The following is a 17,889-nucleotide window of genomic DNA, read 5'->3' as shown; positions in this document are numbered from 1 at the left end:
TTATTGCTTAGCCACAAGTTGTGCGTTGTCGTTTGACAATGTAAATGCAACACCGCTTGTATCAATTGTTACTGTTTGTGGAGAGATTGGCATACCTGGGCCTACACGTGCTGGGCCGTTTACTGCAATTACGTCACCTTCGCTAAGGCCCGATGTAACCGCACGCAAAGCACCGTATCTTTCACCTACAGTAATAAGTTTGTATTCAAGTACGTTGTTTTCGCCAACCGTTAATACAAAACGATTTTTTAAGTCGGTACCAATTGCACGTTCTGGGATAATAATCGCGTCGCTAATAGAGTTGGCTGCAAGCTTAATACGTGCAAACGAGCCTGCGCGTAATTGGTTGCTGTCTTCATTAAATACCGCACGTACGCGTAATGTACCTGTTGATGAATTAATTTGGTTATCAATAAAGTTAATGTAGCCTTTGTATGCAAAATCGCTTTGACTGACCTTTTGCATTACAACAGTTTGATGGCTCGCAGCAGTAACATCATTGAAAGAGCTATTCCATGTGCGTTCATCAACATCAAAATAAGCATACATAGCTTGGTTTGAAACAATTGACGTTAATACGCTTTGACCCGCAAGTATGTTATTACCTTTGGTAATATTTGCGCGAGAAATAATGCCATCAATTGGTGATACTACTGACGTAAACTCTAAATCAAGCTCTGCTGAGGTAAGTTGTGCTTGAAGTGCAGAAAGCTGTGCTTCGCGTTGGCGTAGTGTTGAAGTACGCGCTTGTGCTTGCTCAGTTGAGATTGCCTTACGGTCTAATAAGCGTACCGCACGTTTGTCTTCACTTTTAGCTTGTTCAAGTGCGGCTTCTGCGCTGTTAATTTGCGCTTTTAAACTAGCAACCACAGCAGCAAATGGACGAGCATCTAATTGAAATAAAACATCGCCTTCTTTAACCACATCGCCTTCTTTAAATTCAATGCTATCGATGATTCCCGATACACGCGGCATTAAAGCAACTTCTTGTGGAGACTCTAAACGAGTTGTATATGTGTGCCAGCTTTGTACCGGCTTAACAAGCACCTGTGCTACATCAATTGGTTGAAGTTGCTGTGCAGGTGCTGATTGAGCTGTGCTCTCATCAGCACAACCCGCAAGTGTTAAAGATGCCGCAGTAAGTGCAGCAGCAATTAGATGTTTGTTCATGAAGACGCTCCATTGTTGATTAGCCTCGCATAATACGGATTAAACCCGTGTGTAAAAACCATAGATTTTTAAATTCATTAATGCCAAAATGGCATCAATAGGTTAGTTAAGGTGTAATAATGGATACAACAAGTCGACTTTTAATGTTACTTGAAGTGGTTGAGCAAGGCTCTTTTGCAAAAGCTGCAGAAATCCGCAACATAGATCGCTCTGTTATATCTAAACAAATTAGCCGTTTAGAGGATGAGTTAGGCGTTAGGTTACTTAACCGCACAACGCGTTCATTTTCGCTTACAGCGGCGGGTGCCGAAATGATCAAAAAAGCCGCTGAGCTTAGAGAGCTGCTTGGCGAAACCGTACGCATGGCTGAAAACTACCATTTAGAACCGCGTGGCGTATTAAAAATCACTTCATCAACACTTATTGGTCGTCGTTATTTACAACCTGTACTTAATGATTTTCAAAAACGCTTTCCGCAAGTAGAAGTTGAACTGCGTTTAGACGATAGATTAGTAGATATAGTCTCTGAAGGATTTGATTTGGCTTTTCGTGTAGGTGAGCCTAAAGATTCGTCACTTATTGCACGTAAAATAGCGCGTAACCGATTATTAATTTTAGCTGCACCACAGTTTATTGAAACTTACGGTATGCCAAAAACAATCGAAGAGTTAGCGCAATTACCAGCAGCAAGCTATGCCAGTAATTCTATTCGAGTAGAAACCATAGATTACTACGATAGTAAGGGTGAACGCTGCGAGCAAAAAATAAAAAGTGTGTTTCGTGCTAATGATGCCGAGTCATTGTTAATGAAAACATTATCGGGCACAACTTACTTTGTCGCCCCTGCATTTATTATTGGTGATGAAATAATACAAGGTAAGCTAGTGCCTTTATTGACCGATGTAAAACTGATGGAGTTTAGTGCGATGTATGCCGTATATCCGCACCGAGATTTACCAGTGAGGACCCGGTTGTTTTTTGATGCTGTGCGCGAGCATTTAGGAAAAGATAAACCGATTTGGGAAAACGGGATCCCCAATTTTGAGCAAATGTATTAAGTAACCCTGCTTAAGCAACTACCGTTTCGTAGTCATGTTCTTTTTTAAACTTACAATACACTTTATTGCGACCAAATTGTTTTGCTTTGTATAACTGTTTATCTGCTTGGTTTACAAAGCTTTCCAATGAATTAGTACTTTTAAATTTTGCAACACCAATACTGGTTGTAACATTAATTGCAAGGCCGTCAATGTCAAATGTGGTATTTTCAAAACGTGCTCTTATTTGTTCAGCGGTATTAAGTGCAGCCTCTTCATTTGCAAAAGAGCTAAATAAAGCAAACTCTTCACCGCCTACTCTAAATACATACCCTCTACCAAGGACAACTCTTAGTAAAGTGGCCACCTCGACAAGTACTTGGTCACCCACACCATGGCCATGCTCATCATTTACCTGTTTAAAAAAGTCTAAATCAAGTAAAAACAAATATAACTGCGACTTATCTTTTAGTTCTACTTCAAAGTAGTGGTTCATTGAAAGGCGGTTACCTGCACCCGTTAATGGATCAAGTAACGCTAAATTTTTAAGGCGCTTTGAAAAATGCGAGCGGCTTCCTTCAAAAACATGAGAAATCGCCCAAATACTAAAATAAGCACAGATTAAATTAAGGGATAAGTTAAAAGTTTCAAAGGGGGTAAGAGTAGACTTACTCCCTAAAATAAGCACTTGGATAACTAATAAATTTGCAGAGAAAATTACACCGTATTGTTTACCTAACAACAGGTAGTACAAAATAGGTAATGCAAACGACCATACAAACACACCATTACGTGGCGATGCTAAGTATGTACCTAAAATAATGATTAACGTTACCAGTGCGCACATTATTAAGGATTGCCAAAACTGTAGTGGACGGCGTGTAACTGAAATATAAGTAAATATACAATAAACGGAAAAACATATTTCGATATAGCCAAGTAATGGAAAGTTATTTACGGTTAAATTAACACTCGCAAATACTAGCGATAAAAAACCAAAACAAAGACACATCCATCTAAGAACGCTCTTCCTTAATGATTTAGTGCTGTTAAGTGCCGCAATATCCATTCTAATCACTTGATAAAATATAAAAAGTAAGTTTAACGTGAAAATATAATTTAACAAGCCTTGTTGGTATAGAGCATGTAAACACAACCTGTTATTTGATTCTTTAGGATGATATAGCGTATTTTAGAGACACGTTTGGTGATTTAGTATCACTAAGTGGCTTTAACAACTAGCCACCTAACATGGATAAATTCGTAGTGATACCCGTATTACCTTGGTGTAAAAGGTGAGTTGGTTTTTTGGTCTTAATATAACGAGATAACAATGCCATTAATTTACTGTTTGAACTGTCGTTCATATATTCTCTTAGCGAAATACCCTCTTCAGAAAACAGACACAAGTGCAGATTTCCTTTAGCTGTAACCCTTAATCGATTACAGGTACTACAAAAGTCGTTGCTGTAAGGCATGATCAAACCAATTCTGCCTTGATAATCAGGGTGGGCAAACTCTTGAGCAGGACCTGCTGATGCACTACGCGCAACTTGCTGCCAACCCGTTTGTAATAACTGAGTTTTTAAAACTTGCCCAGAAACATGGTTAGCATCAAAAAAGGCTTTGTTGTCGTTTGTTTGCATCAATTCTATAAAGCGGATGGTAACGGGACGGTGTTTAACCCAATTTAAAAATGTATCAAACTCTTTTGCGTTGTATTGCTTCATCAGCACGCTGTTTATTTTTACCGAATCAATACCCGTTTCAAGCGCAGTATCAATACCTTTCATTACTGAGGTAAATTTGTCATGCCCAGTAATGGTGTTAAACATGCGTGAATCTAAGCTATCAATACTTACATTAATGGCGTTTAAGCCTGCATCTACCCAGTCATGAATATTCTTATGAAGGGAAAAACCATTCGTAGTCATTGCAATTTTTTTTATGCCCGCGACATCTTTTGCCGCGCGAACAACATCTATAAAGTCTTTACGAAGGGTTGGCTCTCCGCCAGTGATCCTTACTTTTTCGATACCATGGTGTGCAAACGCTTTAAGCGTGTTGCTAATTTCATCAATTGTAAGGAAGCCACGGTCGTGCCCCCCCTGATAACCATCTGGTAAACAATAAACACACTTAAAATTACATACATCAGTAATAGACAAACGTAAGTAACTAAACTCTCGCCCTGTTGGGTCGATTAGCATAAATAAACCTTAACTAATATCAACAAGTAATAACAACCTAATACCAATTTGCAATAATACTTAATCATTTAATTAAGCAAATTGGTATAAACAACGCTACTTATTAATACATAAATAATAATTACATAAATATATTTAATAACTAAAAGGGGCAGCTTAAAGCATACCCCCTTTAGTTATTTTTGTTTTACGCTTCTAAGCCTTTTTTAAGTTCGCTTGGCTTCATTGGTAGGTCACGTAAACGCACGCCTACTGCATTAAACACAGCATTACCAATAGCAGGAGCGACCCCTATAACGCCAGGTTCGCCTAAACCAACTGGAAACTCATCGCTTTGTAAAAATTCAATGTCAATATCTGGCACATCTTGCATTCTTAGCGGTAAATAAGTATTAAAGTTAGTCGCTGATACCTGTCCATCTTTATACGTATTTGATTCATGCAATGCAAGGCTGCTGCCCCATAGTAACGACCCTTCAATTTGCGCCAGTGCGCCATCAGGGTGAACTATTAAGCCCGCATCTACAACAACATAGAGCTTTTTAAGCGTTATTTTACCACTATCACGGTTAACGTGAGCATGCGCTGCGGTTGCAAGCCATGCTGGCATGGTACGTTCTTGCCCTGAGCTTACAGAAAAACCAATGCCCTCATCTTTAGCTAATTTAACAGAAGCTACTTTATCAGACACCGTTTTAAGCACATTACGTAAGCGCAGTGCTCCACCAACGCTCTCAGGTGCTTTACCCGCTTGCTTGCCTTTACCGTCTAACATTTCAATTCTAAATTGAACTGGATCTTTGCCTTGCTTATGGGCAATTTCATCAATAAACGACTCAAGGCTCCATGCAATCCAGCCAGGCCCTACTGAACGTAACCAACCAGGAGTAAAGGTGCTTTGTGCAACTTCGTTATTAATAGCACGTGCACGATGACTGCTCATGCTGTACCAATGATCAGCGCCCGATGCCGAAAATGCATCAAATTTACCTTTACCATCCACACCCGGTGATAAAAACCCTGGTGCCATTGCTTTAGTAGGCCAACCTGCAGCAAATGCATGCTCTAAACCAGTAAAAGTACCGTTTTTATCAAACGACGCCGTCATTTTTGCAGCAGATGCAGAACGAGACTGATCGAATAAACTATCGTCTGCTCGTGTAAATACCAGTTTTACTGGTTTACCTACTGCTTTTGCAGTTAGAGCTGCAGGTACAGTCCAATCACCAAATAATCGACGACCAAAACCACCACCTAAATAGTAAGGACGAATAATTACTTTGTTTTGTTCTATTTCGAGTGCTTTAGCAAGCGCAGGTAACGTAAGTGACTGCCATTGGTTACCAGTATGAATAATCCAATTTCCGTCTTTAAATTCTGCAACCGCATTTAATGGCTCTAGCTGATAATGACTCGCTGTCGCTGTGGTATACATTGATTCTAACGACTCACTGGCGTCTGCTTGGGTTTTCTTTATATCGCCTTGATCAACAAATAAAGTACCCGAGTCGCGTTGCTCGCATAATCGCTTACCTTCTTTTTGAATATCAGCTTCAGATATATTTGCTGACTCACCCTTTTTGTAACTCACCTTTAAAGCATCTACTGCTTTAATGGCACTTGGGTAACTATCAGCTAATACAACAACCCAGCCTTGCACTGTGTTACTAGGGTCATTTAAAATTTCATAGCCTTTGTAACCTTTAATAGCTTTTGCTGCACTATCGTCAACGTTTGTTACTGTACTGCCATAGCGGGTTGGCGGTATTACTGGTCGCGCGTACAGCATGCCTTCAACTTCTACATCTATACCATATACCGCAGTGCCATTTGTTTTGGCTGGTATATCAAGCGCTTTAAAGTCTTGTTTAAGCCCTGTTAAATGACGCTTATTAGCAGGTTTTAGTGGGAGGTTTGCAACTTCATCACTGGTAAATGTACGATTAAACTCGCCTTTTTTGACTATGTCAGCGTAACTAACCGATTTTTCGCCTGAAATAATATAGCCCTTTTCAGCACGACATTTATCTGCAGGTACGCCGAGCATTTTAGCTCCTGCGTCTATTAATGCAATTCGACCTGCAGCACCGGCTTGAGATAATGGCTTAAAGCTTTGAAATACAGACCACGAACCACCCGTTACCATAAAGCCCCATTTTTCATGAGTATCTACGTAGGTAATTGATACTTTATCCCAATCACATTCAAGCTCATCAGCCACAATACGCGCAAGAGCAGTACCAATATGTTGGCCCATTTCAGCTTTAGCAATACTTACTTCTACGGCGCCGTTGGTGCTCATAGTCCACCAAATTGTTGGTGAAAAAGCCTGTTGCGCAATTGATTCTTTTGCACTGACCGAACCCGAAAATAACGCAGGGGCAAACGCCATGACTAAACCTGCGCTAGCAGTGCCAATCATAAACGAGCGACGATTTAAATTAACGGTTTCGCTATTTTTTTGAAATAATTTTTTCATTATCGGCTCCAGTTAAGCGTCTTGTGCATTTGGATCAAATATATTTACTACACTTTGTGACTCATCTGCAGCGCGTTGAATAGCAGTTTTAATACGTTTATAAGCCATACAGCGACAGTAGTTACCATTCATATGGCTTACTATTTCTTCATCTGAAGGACTTGGGTTAGCTGCCAGTAATGTGGCCGCTTGCATTATTTGCCCCGACTGACAGTAACCGCACTGTGGTACTTGCTCTTCAACCCATGCTTTTTGCAGTGGGTGTTCGTTATTAAGCCCTTCAATTGTGGTAATGTTTTTTCCTGCAATTGCGCCAATTGGTAAAACACATGAGCGGGTTGCTTGCCCATCTAAATGCACTGTACACGCACCACACATTGCAATACCGCAACCAAACTTCGTACCTTTTAATCCAATTTCATCACGAATAACCCATAACAATGGTGTATCTTCACTTGCGTGTGATTCGACCACCTTGCCATTAATTGTAAACGTCACCATAGCTTGCCCCTTAATTACGATTTCTATAGTCACTTTTAAACTATACGAACAGCTTTAAAAGTGACTATAGCTATTAAAAATATAACTACTGACCCTACTCGTCATATTTTTTCATTAAAATTTTTATATTTTGTTTTACTTAAAAACTCACTTAATTGCCCTTGCGTATCTATATCTAAACTCGCACTACTTAAACTAATTGTGTTAACAACTTCACGACTAGAGCGCAATAATTGCTGTGCACCTCTATCCGAAGTTAAGCTTGCAAGTTGAGATAAATCAACCGTTGGGAATATAGCGGGTACACCTAAACGCTCGCCATAGTTTGCGCACCAGCGCGATGGATTACGTGTAAAACCAGTAACTAGCTCACTTAAGTGCGCTACTTTTAGCTCAACCTGATCCGCAAGCATAAATAAAATCCCATCAAGGGACTTATTTTTAAACACAGTTTGAGACGCTATCGCGATTGAATTACCTAAACCTTGGCTCCATTGCTTGTTCTCAATTAGCTCTATGTTTTTATAACCGGCTAGTACTTGTGCTACTTCTTTATGCCATGCCCCGGTAACTACATACACGGGCGTGTCATCAAGTGCTTGAAGTGTATTTACTGCATGCTCAATCATTGTTTTGCCAAACCCGATATCAGCCGTTAATTTACAGCCGTTAAAGCGAGATGATTGCCCTGCGGCTAAAACAACTTTTGCAATTAGCACTCCTCTTGCCCCCAATGGCTTAGCGATTGGGCGTTTTTGTCACACAGCACTGCGTGTATTTCGCTGATCAGCGATAGTGCAATACTCTCTGGCGAGTCGCCGCCTAAATTTAAACCGACAGGCCCAAAAACAGGAGACTTTATTTGTGAAACACGCGTATTCGCGTGCTCTAAAACTTGTTCACGCCTGTGCTTAGGACCCAATAACCCTATATATTTAAAAGAAACATCTTTAAATTGAGCTAACGTACTCGCGTCAAGCTCAACGCTGTGAGCCATTAAAATAGCCGCATCGACTTTATTAGTTATGCAATATTCTTTTAACTCACTCGGTGTGATACGCAAAATAGCATCTGCATTTTTAAAATATTGCCTTTTTGCATTGGCTGCACGCGTGTCCCATACAGTTACACTCCAACCAAGTTGTTTGGCAAATGTATAAACCGGAACCGCATCGGCCCCACCACCCACTATTAGTAAATGAGGCGGCGGATAAATAGATGTTTGTAAGCACGTAGCGCCTTTTAATTCTATTAACTGCGCTTTGCGGTTCATTGATAAACCATGTAACTCATCATTTTGCGTAAATACACCACTACCGGCTGGCAAAATGGGGCTTACCTGTTGAAGGTATCGCCCTGGTTTATTCTCATTAAGTGCTTTAGATACAAGCTCTAACTGTAAATAGTCATTAGCTTTGTGAATGGGCTGCAGTAAAATGTGTACTATGCCCCCACAACCAATACCAAGTTGAAATGTTAAATCATCTTCATCAGTTGCATCATAACTGATGGTTTTACTTGTTAAAGTACCCATTACTTGTTTAGCATGGCGCTGTATGTCAGCTTCTAAACAGCCCCCCGAAAGCATCCCCAAGCGCTCGCCTAGGCTAGATATAAGCATCATAGCCCCTAGTTTTCTGTAGCTAGAGCCTTCAATTTTGTACAAAGTAGCTAAAACCCATTCTTGGCTGTCCCTATTCGGATACCAAGTGTTTAAGATACTTTTTAAATCTGTAACCATATATTGCCCTTTAAAAGCATTTTTTGCGTTTAAAAACAAACCAGCCTAAACAGCTAATCTAAAACTTAATAATTCACGCACAATTTACTCCTCTATTATATCGTTTAAGGTCTCAATTAACTCATCAAATTGCTCATTAACGCTTTGCCGTTGTTTATCATTTAGAGTTGAGTTTAATTCGTAGAGTAAATTTATATATAAATTTAAGTTTGCTTCATTGGTTTTCAATAGTGCGTCGCTCATATAAAGTTCGCGCTCTTTAATAACCGTACTTAACTGATTTATAAAATCTTTTTTTGTAATTTCAGCATTTATAAATACCTGCTTGGCTGCATTCAAACGGTTTTGCTTGTACTCTAACCACAGCGTTCCTGAGTCTTGATGTTGCTCATTAGTTGATTTAATCAGCGCTTTTTGTTGTTTATTAAGCTTGCCTATCCACTGCTCGTAGTATTCAAATTGCTCTTCTAGGCGCTCACTTTTTCGCTCAAGTGGAGTTTGTTCGTTAAACTCTTCGCGTTCGTCGTTAATTTTTATTTGAATATTGTTTAAAAGTTCTTCTCTTTGCTCACTTGATAAGGTTGCCCCAAGCTCAGCTAAAGGCATGTGCGCGTATTCAAGTAGGTTCTGCCAATGCTTTTTAGCAAAAACCACCTGCTCTTTTAACTTCTCAATGCTTAGTGTGTTGTTAAAAAGTGCCTTAATATTTTGAATGTCTTGTTTATAGGCTGTTAGCTGCGTACTTCTATGCCACGCTTGGGTCGTGTTAATGATCTTTTTAAGCTGCTTATTTTGTGTTTTATTTAAATCAATATAATCATCTACCCAAAATGACGAAAGCCAACTCAAATTATTGTAAGTAAAAGATGCCGAACAACTACATAAAAACAACATACTTACAGCAAGGCATATCTGTTTTAGTTTTTTTGCTTTGAAATTATTAAGCATAACCTTCTTGATCAGCGCCATATAACTTGAGAATCTCAGCCAAGTAATAAGATTTCAAAACAATAACTTAGCTTGTATTCTTTATGGGTACTGCGCCTCTTAAATTGAGAATTATTTATAGCTAAAAACTGCCCCAACACAAATTCTCATCCAGCCAAAAAGTTCTCATTCTGCCTTGCATATTCTCATTCTGCCACTGAAGAACTCTGACTTGATTTTAATAAGCACATAATTAAGTAGATTCTGTATTCGGTAAATTAGTGGCGAACACTATACGCTAATATTTACTTAGTAAAAGTGTAGTAAATCGATTAGAAAATGGATTTTTAGGATAAAGAGAAATGAAGCCATTTAAGTGAAAGCTAAAATGCAGATATGCGAAGCTTCATTTGTAATGTTGAGTTAATTCAAATTTGGTTTGATTTAGGTTTAGTTATGGATGAAATTACTAAACCTTTATTAAAAAAGGGAAAGTTAAACTTATTGATATTCAGTCGATTAGTTTTAGCGAACTGCCGGTATTGTTATTAATAAAGCATAGACCGAGAACATGTCTCGGCCTAAAAATTAAAGTTGAAATTACAAAGTACTAAATGTCGAGTGATAGCTGTTTGTTTTGCGTTTTCGCCAACTTCAAAGTATCACAATTAAGTATACGTTTTGAATTATTGCCATGAATGTAAACGGGCCTGAGCTTACCGGTATTAATCAACCTCATTAGTTCTACCTTTGGTATACCGGTGACTTCAGCTACGTTTGCAACGGACATCGTTTTATCTCTTATAAGTTGAGTATGTAATTTACAAAAGGTATCGAATGCTTCAGGCAAAACGTGTATGGAATGCATTAAGTCTAATGAAGGTTTGTATCTTATTGATAATTCTTTATTTTTAGCAGCTATCAGTACATCAGTTATACAGATATTATGAAGAGCCATAAAGCGACGTAGCTCAGAAAGGGGGACGTAATCTTTATTGTGGCTGAACTCGGCTAAAAAGGTATAAACACCTGATATTTCAACGCGAGTATCTGTTCTTAAGGCCTTTTTTGAATCAGTTCTTATCAATCCAACTTCGACTAAAAGAGCGATTTGTTTAAACGTTACCCCAATTATAGAGGAGGCTGTTTGAGCTTCAAACCAAAGCTGAGTTATGGGAGCTTTTGAACGAATATACTCGCTATTATACATTTCATATAGTGTGGATAATGACCCCCATTCACATAGCAAATTCTGAACAATAATTTCAATTTTGTGAAACTCAATGTTCAACGGTAGATCTGTTGGTACACGTTTAGCCCTTTCACTTAAGAATACTCTAGCACTATCTGGGTTATTAAGAATATCAGCCGCTCTATTTAATAATGTGGAGGTAATCTCCTTTGGTGGGAAACTCGTTCGTGTATTACTATCGTCAACTATCACTTTAGCTATGAGGTATGCATCGTGGACTTGTTCAGGTGATTTTAATTGATTATTCAATGGCATATGCGTTAAGCGTAAGCCGCACAAAGGTGATGTGCAGCGGCCATTTAGAAGATTAATGGTAAATTGCAGCGGTGAATTGCAATGAGGGCATTCGGATAACAGGGCACACTCATGAATAATACAGTGTCGTAAAAATGGATTTTGCCACTGGGCCCTAAAATACCCATATTGGTTAACACAATCTGGACAAACTTGTGGCGTTAGCAATCTCGCATGTGTCCAGCACTTTATCTTTAATGATGATAAAGTGCGAGTTATAGGAATAAGGTGATCAAGGAGTTCGTTCTTTGTTGATCTACCTTTGATGATACTGGTTAGCATAGCCTTATTGAGTACGCGAGATTCTGATTGTATGCCATTTCTTTTAAGTAAACGAAGTACATAACCAATACCTGACTCCGCTTCATAGTAAGAGGGTTTTATTGGGAAACGCATTAGCATAACCCCGAATAGAACTGACTTCTAAGGTTTTTATCTTGCTCATTTAGATATGCATCTAATTGTTTTTTTGTTAAAAGTTCATAATCAAATGGATTGACAGCCCCAATTGCATATTTCTCAAAGTTTTCAAATAAGGCTTCTATAAGCTGATCATAGTTTTTTGCATTTCGTGTGTTATTACGTAAAAATAAATCGCGCATTGTACTCATGGTGTGCTCACTGTACGCAAGGTAAATACGATCAAGTAGCTCACTGTGCTCATCCTTTGTTAAATTTGGCAACCCAACTTGTTGAATGAACCAATTACAACAGGCAATCCAGTTTTTCGTTTTAGGAAGGATTGGCTTAATTTCAATGGGGCGCATTTGTCGACGAGACATCTGCTCGTCATCGTCAAATTTACCGGCGGTTCTACCAAATGTAATAAGGCGCTTAGCACTGCTTGTACCGGCGAAAATAATCGAACAACGGATCTTGTTGCTATCGATCAGATAGCAAAAATATTTAATAATTCGTTGAAACTCTATCCCATCATAACTTGAGGCAATATTCTGAATTTCATCAAGAATGATTAGCTCCACTTCTAGGTCTTTGAGAAGTGAGATAAGTTGGGCATCCAATTCAGCTGCAGTAGTGCGAGAATTTTGTGTTGTTCCGTCTAGCTCTGAAATTAAAAATCGAGTTATCTCTGCAGTACTTTTTTTAAACTCCTTAAAAGCGACATAAAAGATTGGTTTTGTCGTTTTTTCTGGCTTAGTAACAGGTAAAAACTGAGCGTGATACTGCTTTAATATATACGTCTTGCCAGCACCCGAGGCACCATAAATAAGTTGAGCTCGTTTATCCTCTGAAGGTACGTGATACATATTGTGGATTTCCGCTATCCTTTGCCATATCTTCATTTGTATGTCACATGCGAAAATTGTACTGGGCATAGTTACCATTGTTTTTCATTTCCTTCATCATCATTATAACGGGTAGAGGCCATTTCTCTGGTTTTGCTCACTATCGTATCTGCGTAGGTATCTTGTTCACCTGAGTGCGATATCTGTGATTTAAGTTCATTCACTTTATGAGATTTTTTTATTCGCTCTACAATGGATAAGTTCTCTTTCGTATTTTTATTGAAAGACGCTACCTTCGGGCCTCTGTGCTGTTTGCGTTTGGGCTTTTGCTTTACGAATTCAGTTATTTCACCGACATAGTGACCAGTAGGAGTATGGGAGAAAGTTTCTGTATATATTCCGAGTTGGGTCAGAGTTTGATTGCCATTTAGTTCAGCAAAGCTGACTGGTAGTTTAGTATCATGATGGTCAATATTATCAGCCACTATTTCCACAGGATTGTTCTCGCCAGGCAGTGTTGCTTGAACTGTTACTTTTCTGGCATCTAGGTCGTCATGAAACACATAAACAGAGGGGTTTTCACCCAGCTCCATGTCTGTTTTAGTAGCCGCGTATAGTTGTTTTAGCTCATCACTGTAATAATCTTGACCTAAACATCTGATAGTTCCACGTTGCTGTAATTTATGTGAGGCCTGGGCTCTGGACACGTGGAAGCAATGTTGTAGCTGATCATATGTGAATGAAGGCATAGGCGTATCAATAATGGACTGATTCCATTTTTTGATAGGCGTATGGCCAGCCTGTTTATGGTGTTTGTGCATGTATTCTGTCAAAAATATATTCAGTAGCTTTGTAAAATCAGATACCTTTATATCCGCACGTTTAGCTAATGGAATTGTGTCGAGTGAGTTCGGGTTAGTACGTTTTCCTGAATAACTTTGAAATCCAATACTCGTCTCACCACTTTGCGTTTCAATCTTCATACCCGAAAAAAAGTGATCTCTTAATACATTAAAAAATGACTCAATGAATGGCTTCTTAGCAGGTTGATTTGATGGTGTATAATGAATATTTAACTCAAGTCGCTCCGCAGCCTTTTTTATCAAACGATTATTAAACCCTGGGCCATTATCCATAATCAATGTAGTCGGTTTGCGTCCATTCATTGTAAGATTACTATCCGCCATAAATATTTGACGTAAAAGGTTAAGCCCACCGGCAGAGTTTTCAGGTTCAAAGCTAAGCACCACAGAGATAGGTGCGCGTGTGTATACGTCTATTGCTACATACAAAGAAATAGGCGGTGTCGGAAGACCTGTTTTGTCGTCAATTAAACACATATTTAGCACAACACGGTCGCATTCAACGCGCTGCATTGCGTAATAGGTTTTTATTCGTTTACGTAGCGTTGTTAGTCGCTTATTGATTTCCGCTTGTGAAAGGCCTTTAAAATTAGCAAGTTTTTCGGCATCAGTAAGCTCTTGTAACCGGCGGTAAAAGGTGCGTTGTGATGCGATTTGAATCTCATTATTTTTCAAGCTAGCTTCTTGCGCTTCTCGTTTATAGTTACTGTAATATGCGCCTTTGAAAGCAGAGTTATTACACGAATAGACGGTAGCGATGTAGTGCTGTATGAAAGCCTCAGTGGCCGCATTTAGCCGTACAGGGCTATTGCGCTTCACTCCCGCAAGCGCCTCATCATTAAAATCTGATTGAACCCATACGCGCCAATGGCGACATACCGTTTTCCATTGCGGGTGTTTTGTGGCAATAGTTGCAGGATGTTGGCTCTCGACTCGTTTGATGAGCTCATCATATGTCTTCTTAGTTGTAGCAGGGTATCCTTCACTAACCAGTTCTTTCAAGATAGATTGATACATCAATCGTGATGTAACCGTTAACTTTTGATATTCTGTTAGTTCAATATGTGGATGCTGTGCCCTTCTTAATATAAAGCCTTGATCATCAATTGATTTCTCAAAGTCGTCTCGAGGTAATAGGCGCTTCTTAGTCTCTATACCATCACCGGAAAGGAGTATTGATGTACTGTCAACAAACGCAATAGATTCAACGTTACCGTACTTATTAGTCAAGTCAGTACCCGTAGCATATCCGATCATTTGAGGTGACCTCGCATCAATGTAGTAGAGGCGTTTAACGGCTTCTCCATATCGAATTTATATACATTTGATGCAATTAGTCCATAAGCCTCTGCCACTGGGTTTTTAGCTATACCCTCCAAGCATTCGATGAGTTCACCAAAGGTTAAATCTCCATCAGGCAGCATTGTTAATGGGAATGAATGCTCCGAGTAATACATTGTTATCAGATTAAGGTTCGCCATAAAGATAGTATTGAGCTTATCGACGATGATTAACCGTAAACCTATTTGTGCTTTTTTTCGGGTGTACTCATTAAAAAGATGAATTTTCGAGTGATACTCTTTATCAACCTGAGACTCATGATGAACTTCAATATATTCAGCGAAGCCAGAATGATATAGGACTAAGAAGTCGGGTGTATAGCGGTAAACTTTTTTGTCTATAGTCACTTCTATTTGCTCAGGCTGGGTGGCAAACAGCTTCACATTAGGGTCACATTCCAGTTTAAAAGCCAGGATCAGCTCCTGAAATGACTCGGGATTAAGTGCGCACTGATTTTTATGGGAGTAAAATCGTATAACAAATCGACCTCTGTGAACGTTAGCGTTCGTCTTTGTAACGGTCATAATTTTACCTCCCAAAAAATAAATGTCTTTACACTATAGATAATGGGTGATAAATTAAAAGGTTTATCTTTAGAATAGTTGTTCTTGGTAAGCATTTTTACATTATTCCTTTCGTCATAATTAGGCTTATCAATCCTTGGAGCCACTGAAAATTTTGTTTTATTTTCAAGGGTTAATCTCACTTTAAAATTCAAAAGTTAAGTTCAATGTTTTTTCTACGAGCAAATTATTTATTCTCAAAAAAAATTTATCTTTAAAGTACTGTGAAGGTTTCTCGAGTTGTTTTTACCTTATCCAAACCGATTTTATGTTTGTGTTTAACATGAAGTTGTTATGTTCAAGTAAAACACCCAAAGTGAAATTAGTATTCAGTGCTGCTCCTAAAAGCTTAAATTTAAAATTTCACACCTAGCCCCAGCAATGTTGATGCTTTTCAAAAGGCAGTCACTATGATTGCAGATATTACAGAAATAGAGAAGGTTAAACTGGTCAGACCTCTCGCTATCTTCTTTAAGTGTCTTTGATTTAGGTTTTAAAATTCATAAAATGCCAACGATATTAATTCTAGGTTAATTTAAGCATTTTTATTTTTTGTGTTTTTTAAGAAAAAAGAGGGGGTGTTCTTGTTTATTAAGTTAAGGTTAATGGAGGCTTAAATTTTTTTGTAAACAAGATGGAGTGACATATGAAACACAAGCCAGAAGGGTGGGTTGTTTTAACGTTTCAAACTATTGATAGCAAACCCTGCTATGTGTTGTTTTGTTCGTGGAAAAATGATGATGAATGGAGAGTAAGCTCAGGTTCAATGGTTCTACCTCACTTATCACCCTGTGGGAATTATTGGATTTGGCCTCAAATATCAGGCTCTGTATACGAGCTTCCCGTTGATGAAGAAAATGGCTATACCTTTTACACCGGCGCTGTATTAGATGAATTATTAGTAAAAGGGTATCGCGATGGCACTCAGCTAAAACGCATTGCACTTAAAGATATTATGGAAGATAAATAAGGCGATTAACGCCTTGTAAACTATCTATTATATTTTACTTTTGGGGGTCATGAGCTCTACATTACGGTAGATACCTAGGGGCTTTGGTAGGCAAAGATGAGAATCTGTATTATGTAAATATTGCTAGTTCTACATTAAAAGCTAATAAATGAATACATTAAAAGCTAATAAATGAATACAGTAAAAGCTAATAAATGAATACAGTAAAAGCTAATAAATGAATAGAGTACAGGTATAACTAACGCGCACTCCCTTAGTAATCCAGCCTAATAAAATTTGGCTAATATTCAATAAGATTCTGTTTGCGTTGCCGAAGGAGTTGATATTCTGGCTTCATTAATCTTTAATAAGCACAAATATTACTTCACAAAGGATTACTTATGGGAAAGGAACTCGATATTTATAAATTACACAAACCAGATAGAACATACGATATAATTGACCTAGATATCGTATCGATGGCAGACCAAATTGCCGAAGAAAATAACCTCAGTTATAAAGAAGCAGTAATTTTAGCTAAGATTGGCTTTCCAAGCGGCAAAACTAGAATAACGGATATAGTCAAAAACGGATTTAGCTGCAAAGTTGAAAAAGAAGCTTTAAAGCAAGCCTACGACGTAAACTTATTTTCGAATTACCTTGTTTTGAACCAAAAAGCGTATATTGCCCTAGGGAACTATCTGCAAGTTTACGGGGAATTTATACCGCTTAGGTGTGATAAAGAGCTAATTTTATTTAATCCACTCGTTTTCGAAGAAGAAGACGAATCTCTTACTGAAAAGGCTTACCTGAATGGTATTGAGGATGGCCTCAAATCCTTATCATTTAAATCAGACAAAAATCTTGTTTTTAAATCATGCATACAAGGTGGGACAGCACTTTATTGTAATGCTGCGTTTAAATCTCTGGTTAATGAAAATAGCTTAAGCGGACTTTCTTTTAACAGTGATTTAGTTAGCATTTTTGCTTAACAAGATAAGCGCGGAATGAATTCATTTAATAAGACCTAACCAAAACTGTCAGATTTGAACAATAGAGTCAACCAAATCGAACAGACGCATTTGTGCCATGAGCTGCCTTTCCGATTTAACTCATTTCTGCCCCAAAATGAGTTAACGTAATTACTTTATAGGTCGGCTTTGAGCTATCAGATACTGTCTGATTCATCGTAAGCGTCTAGCGAACCACACCTAGCATCGATGTTCTGATTATCTAAAAATACCTGCTCAATGATAAATTCGGAGCAGGTGATGAAAACTTACAGAACAAGCGCACAGTGGCAGCAGCTTTTGCT

General features: G+C 38.5%; 15 protein-coding genes. 3 read left to right on the top strand and 12 right to left on the bottom strand.

Translation table 11 applies throughout. The features are described 5' to 3' along the window. Positions 1-1,170, bottom strand: a complete 1,170-nt coding sequence (locus tag H4J63_RS15300) for an efflux RND transporter periplasmic adaptor subunit (RefSeq protein WP_182197399.1) — start codon at positions 1,168-1,170, stop codon at positions 1-3. A gap of 119 nt (positions 1,171-1,289) precedes the next feature. Here H4J63_RS15300 and H4J63_RS15295 point away from each other — a divergent pair, with 119 nt between their 5' ends. After that, a complete protein-coding gene (locus H4J63_RS15295) occupies positions 1,290-2,228 on the top strand; it encodes a LysR family transcriptional regulator (protein WP_007582020.1) in 939 nt (312 codons plus the stop codon). 10 nt (positions 2,229-2,238) lie between these two features. Here the strand turns inward: H4J63_RS15295 and H4J63_RS15290 are convergent, their stop codons facing one another. The 11 genes from H4J63_RS15290 to H4J63_RS15240 form a co-directional block, all read right to left on the bottom strand. Then, positions 2,239-3,276, bottom strand: coding sequence for a GGDEF domain-containing protein (locus H4J63_RS15290; RefSeq protein WP_024598550.1), 1,038 nt, complete (start codon positions 3,274-3,276; stop codon positions 2,239-2,241). Positions 3,277-3,445: 169 nt separating this feature from the next. Beyond that, the gene (gene moaA, locus H4J63_RS15285; RefSeq protein ID WP_024598551.1) at positions 3,446-4,417 is read right to left on the bottom strand and encodes a GTP 3',8-cyclase MoaA; all 972 of its coding nucleotides are present in this window, start codon (positions 4,415-4,417) and stop codon (positions 3,446-3,448) included. A 187-nt stretch (positions 4,418-4,604) separates the two neighbouring features. Then, on the bottom strand, positions 4,605-6,896 hold the full coding sequence (locus H4J63_RS15280) for a xanthine dehydrogenase family protein molybdopterin-binding subunit (RefSeq protein ID WP_182197397.1): 2,292 nt from the start codon (positions 6,894-6,896) through the stop codon (positions 4,605-4,607). A gap of 12 nt (positions 6,897-6,908) precedes the next feature. Further along, entirely contained in the window at positions 6,909-7,397 is a 489-nt protein-coding gene (locus H4J63_RS15275; protein ID WP_007582016.1) for a (2Fe-2S)-binding protein, read from the bottom strand. Positions 7,398-7,498: 101 nt separating this feature from the next. Next, a complete protein-coding gene (locus H4J63_RS15270; RefSeq protein WP_182197395.1) occupies positions 7,499-8,116 on the bottom strand; it encodes a nucleotidyltransferase family protein in 618 nt (205 codons plus the stop codon). After that, positions 8,110-9,138 (bottom strand): XdhC family protein, encoded by a 1,029-nt coding sequence (locus tag H4J63_RS15265; RefSeq protein WP_182197393.1) that lies wholly within the window; start codon positions 9,136-9,138, stop codon positions 8,110-8,112. Before H4J63_RS15265 ends, H4J63_RS15270 begins: the two co-directional genes overlap by 7 nt. Before the next feature lie 84 nt (positions 9,139-9,222). Then, complete coding sequence (locus H4J63_RS15260; RefSeq protein WP_182197392.1) at positions 9,223-10,086, bottom strand: DUF6279 family lipoprotein; 864 nt, start codon at positions 10,084-10,086, stop codon at positions 9,223-9,225. Positions 10,087-10,675: 589 nt separating this feature from the next. Continuing rightward, the gene (locus H4J63_RS15255) at positions 10,676-12,007 is read right to left on the bottom strand and encodes a TniQ family protein (RefSeq protein ID WP_171040347.1); all 1,332 of its coding nucleotides are present in this window, start codon (positions 12,005-12,007) and stop codon (positions 10,676-10,678) included. Then, positions 12,007-12,915, bottom strand: a complete 909-nt coding sequence (locus H4J63_RS15250) for a TniB family NTP-binding protein (protein ID WP_171040348.1) — start codon at positions 12,913-12,915, stop codon at positions 12,007-12,009. The genes H4J63_RS15255 and H4J63_RS15250 overlap by 1 nt, the downstream gene beginning before the upstream one ends. Positions 12,916-12,950: 35 nt before the next feature. Beyond that, complete coding sequence (locus tag H4J63_RS15245; RefSeq protein WP_182197390.1) at positions 12,951-14,978, bottom strand: DDE-type integrase/transposase/recombinase; 2,028 nt, start codon at positions 14,976-14,978, stop codon at positions 12,951-12,953. Further along, positions 14,975-15,586, bottom strand: a complete 612-nt coding sequence (locus H4J63_RS15240; RefSeq protein WP_024032698.1) for a TnsA endonuclease N-terminal domain-containing protein — start codon at positions 15,584-15,586, stop codon at positions 14,975-14,977. Before H4J63_RS15240 ends, H4J63_RS15245 begins: the two co-directional genes overlap by 4 nt. Before the next feature lie 685 nt (positions 15,587-16,271). Between H4J63_RS15240 and H4J63_RS15235 the strand changes: the two genes are divergently transcribed. Together H4J63_RS15235 and H4J63_RS15230 are read left to right on the top strand one after the other, a co-directional pair. Beyond that, positions 16,272-16,595, top strand: a complete 324-nt coding sequence (locus tag H4J63_RS15235; protein ID WP_069438783.1) for a hypothetical protein — start codon at positions 16,272-16,274, stop codon at positions 16,593-16,595. Between the two features lie 380 nt (positions 16,596-16,975). After that, positions 16,976-17,566 carry a hypothetical protein gene (locus H4J63_RS15230; protein WP_138595825.1) on the top strand — a complete coding sequence of 197 codons (591 nt, stop codon included), beginning with the start codon at positions 16,976-16,978 and terminating at the stop codon, positions 17,564-17,566. Positions 17,567-17,889 lie beyond the last annotated feature (323 nt).

It is taken from the genome of Pseudoalteromonas sp. 5Ae-yellow (assembly GCF_014077565.1).
Classification (GTDB): Bacteria; Pseudomonadota; Gammaproteobacteria; order Enterobacterales; family Alteromonadaceae; genus Pseudoalteromonas.
Note: the sequence above shows the minus strand (reverse complement) of the source record. Positions and strands in the feature narration are given on the sequence as shown.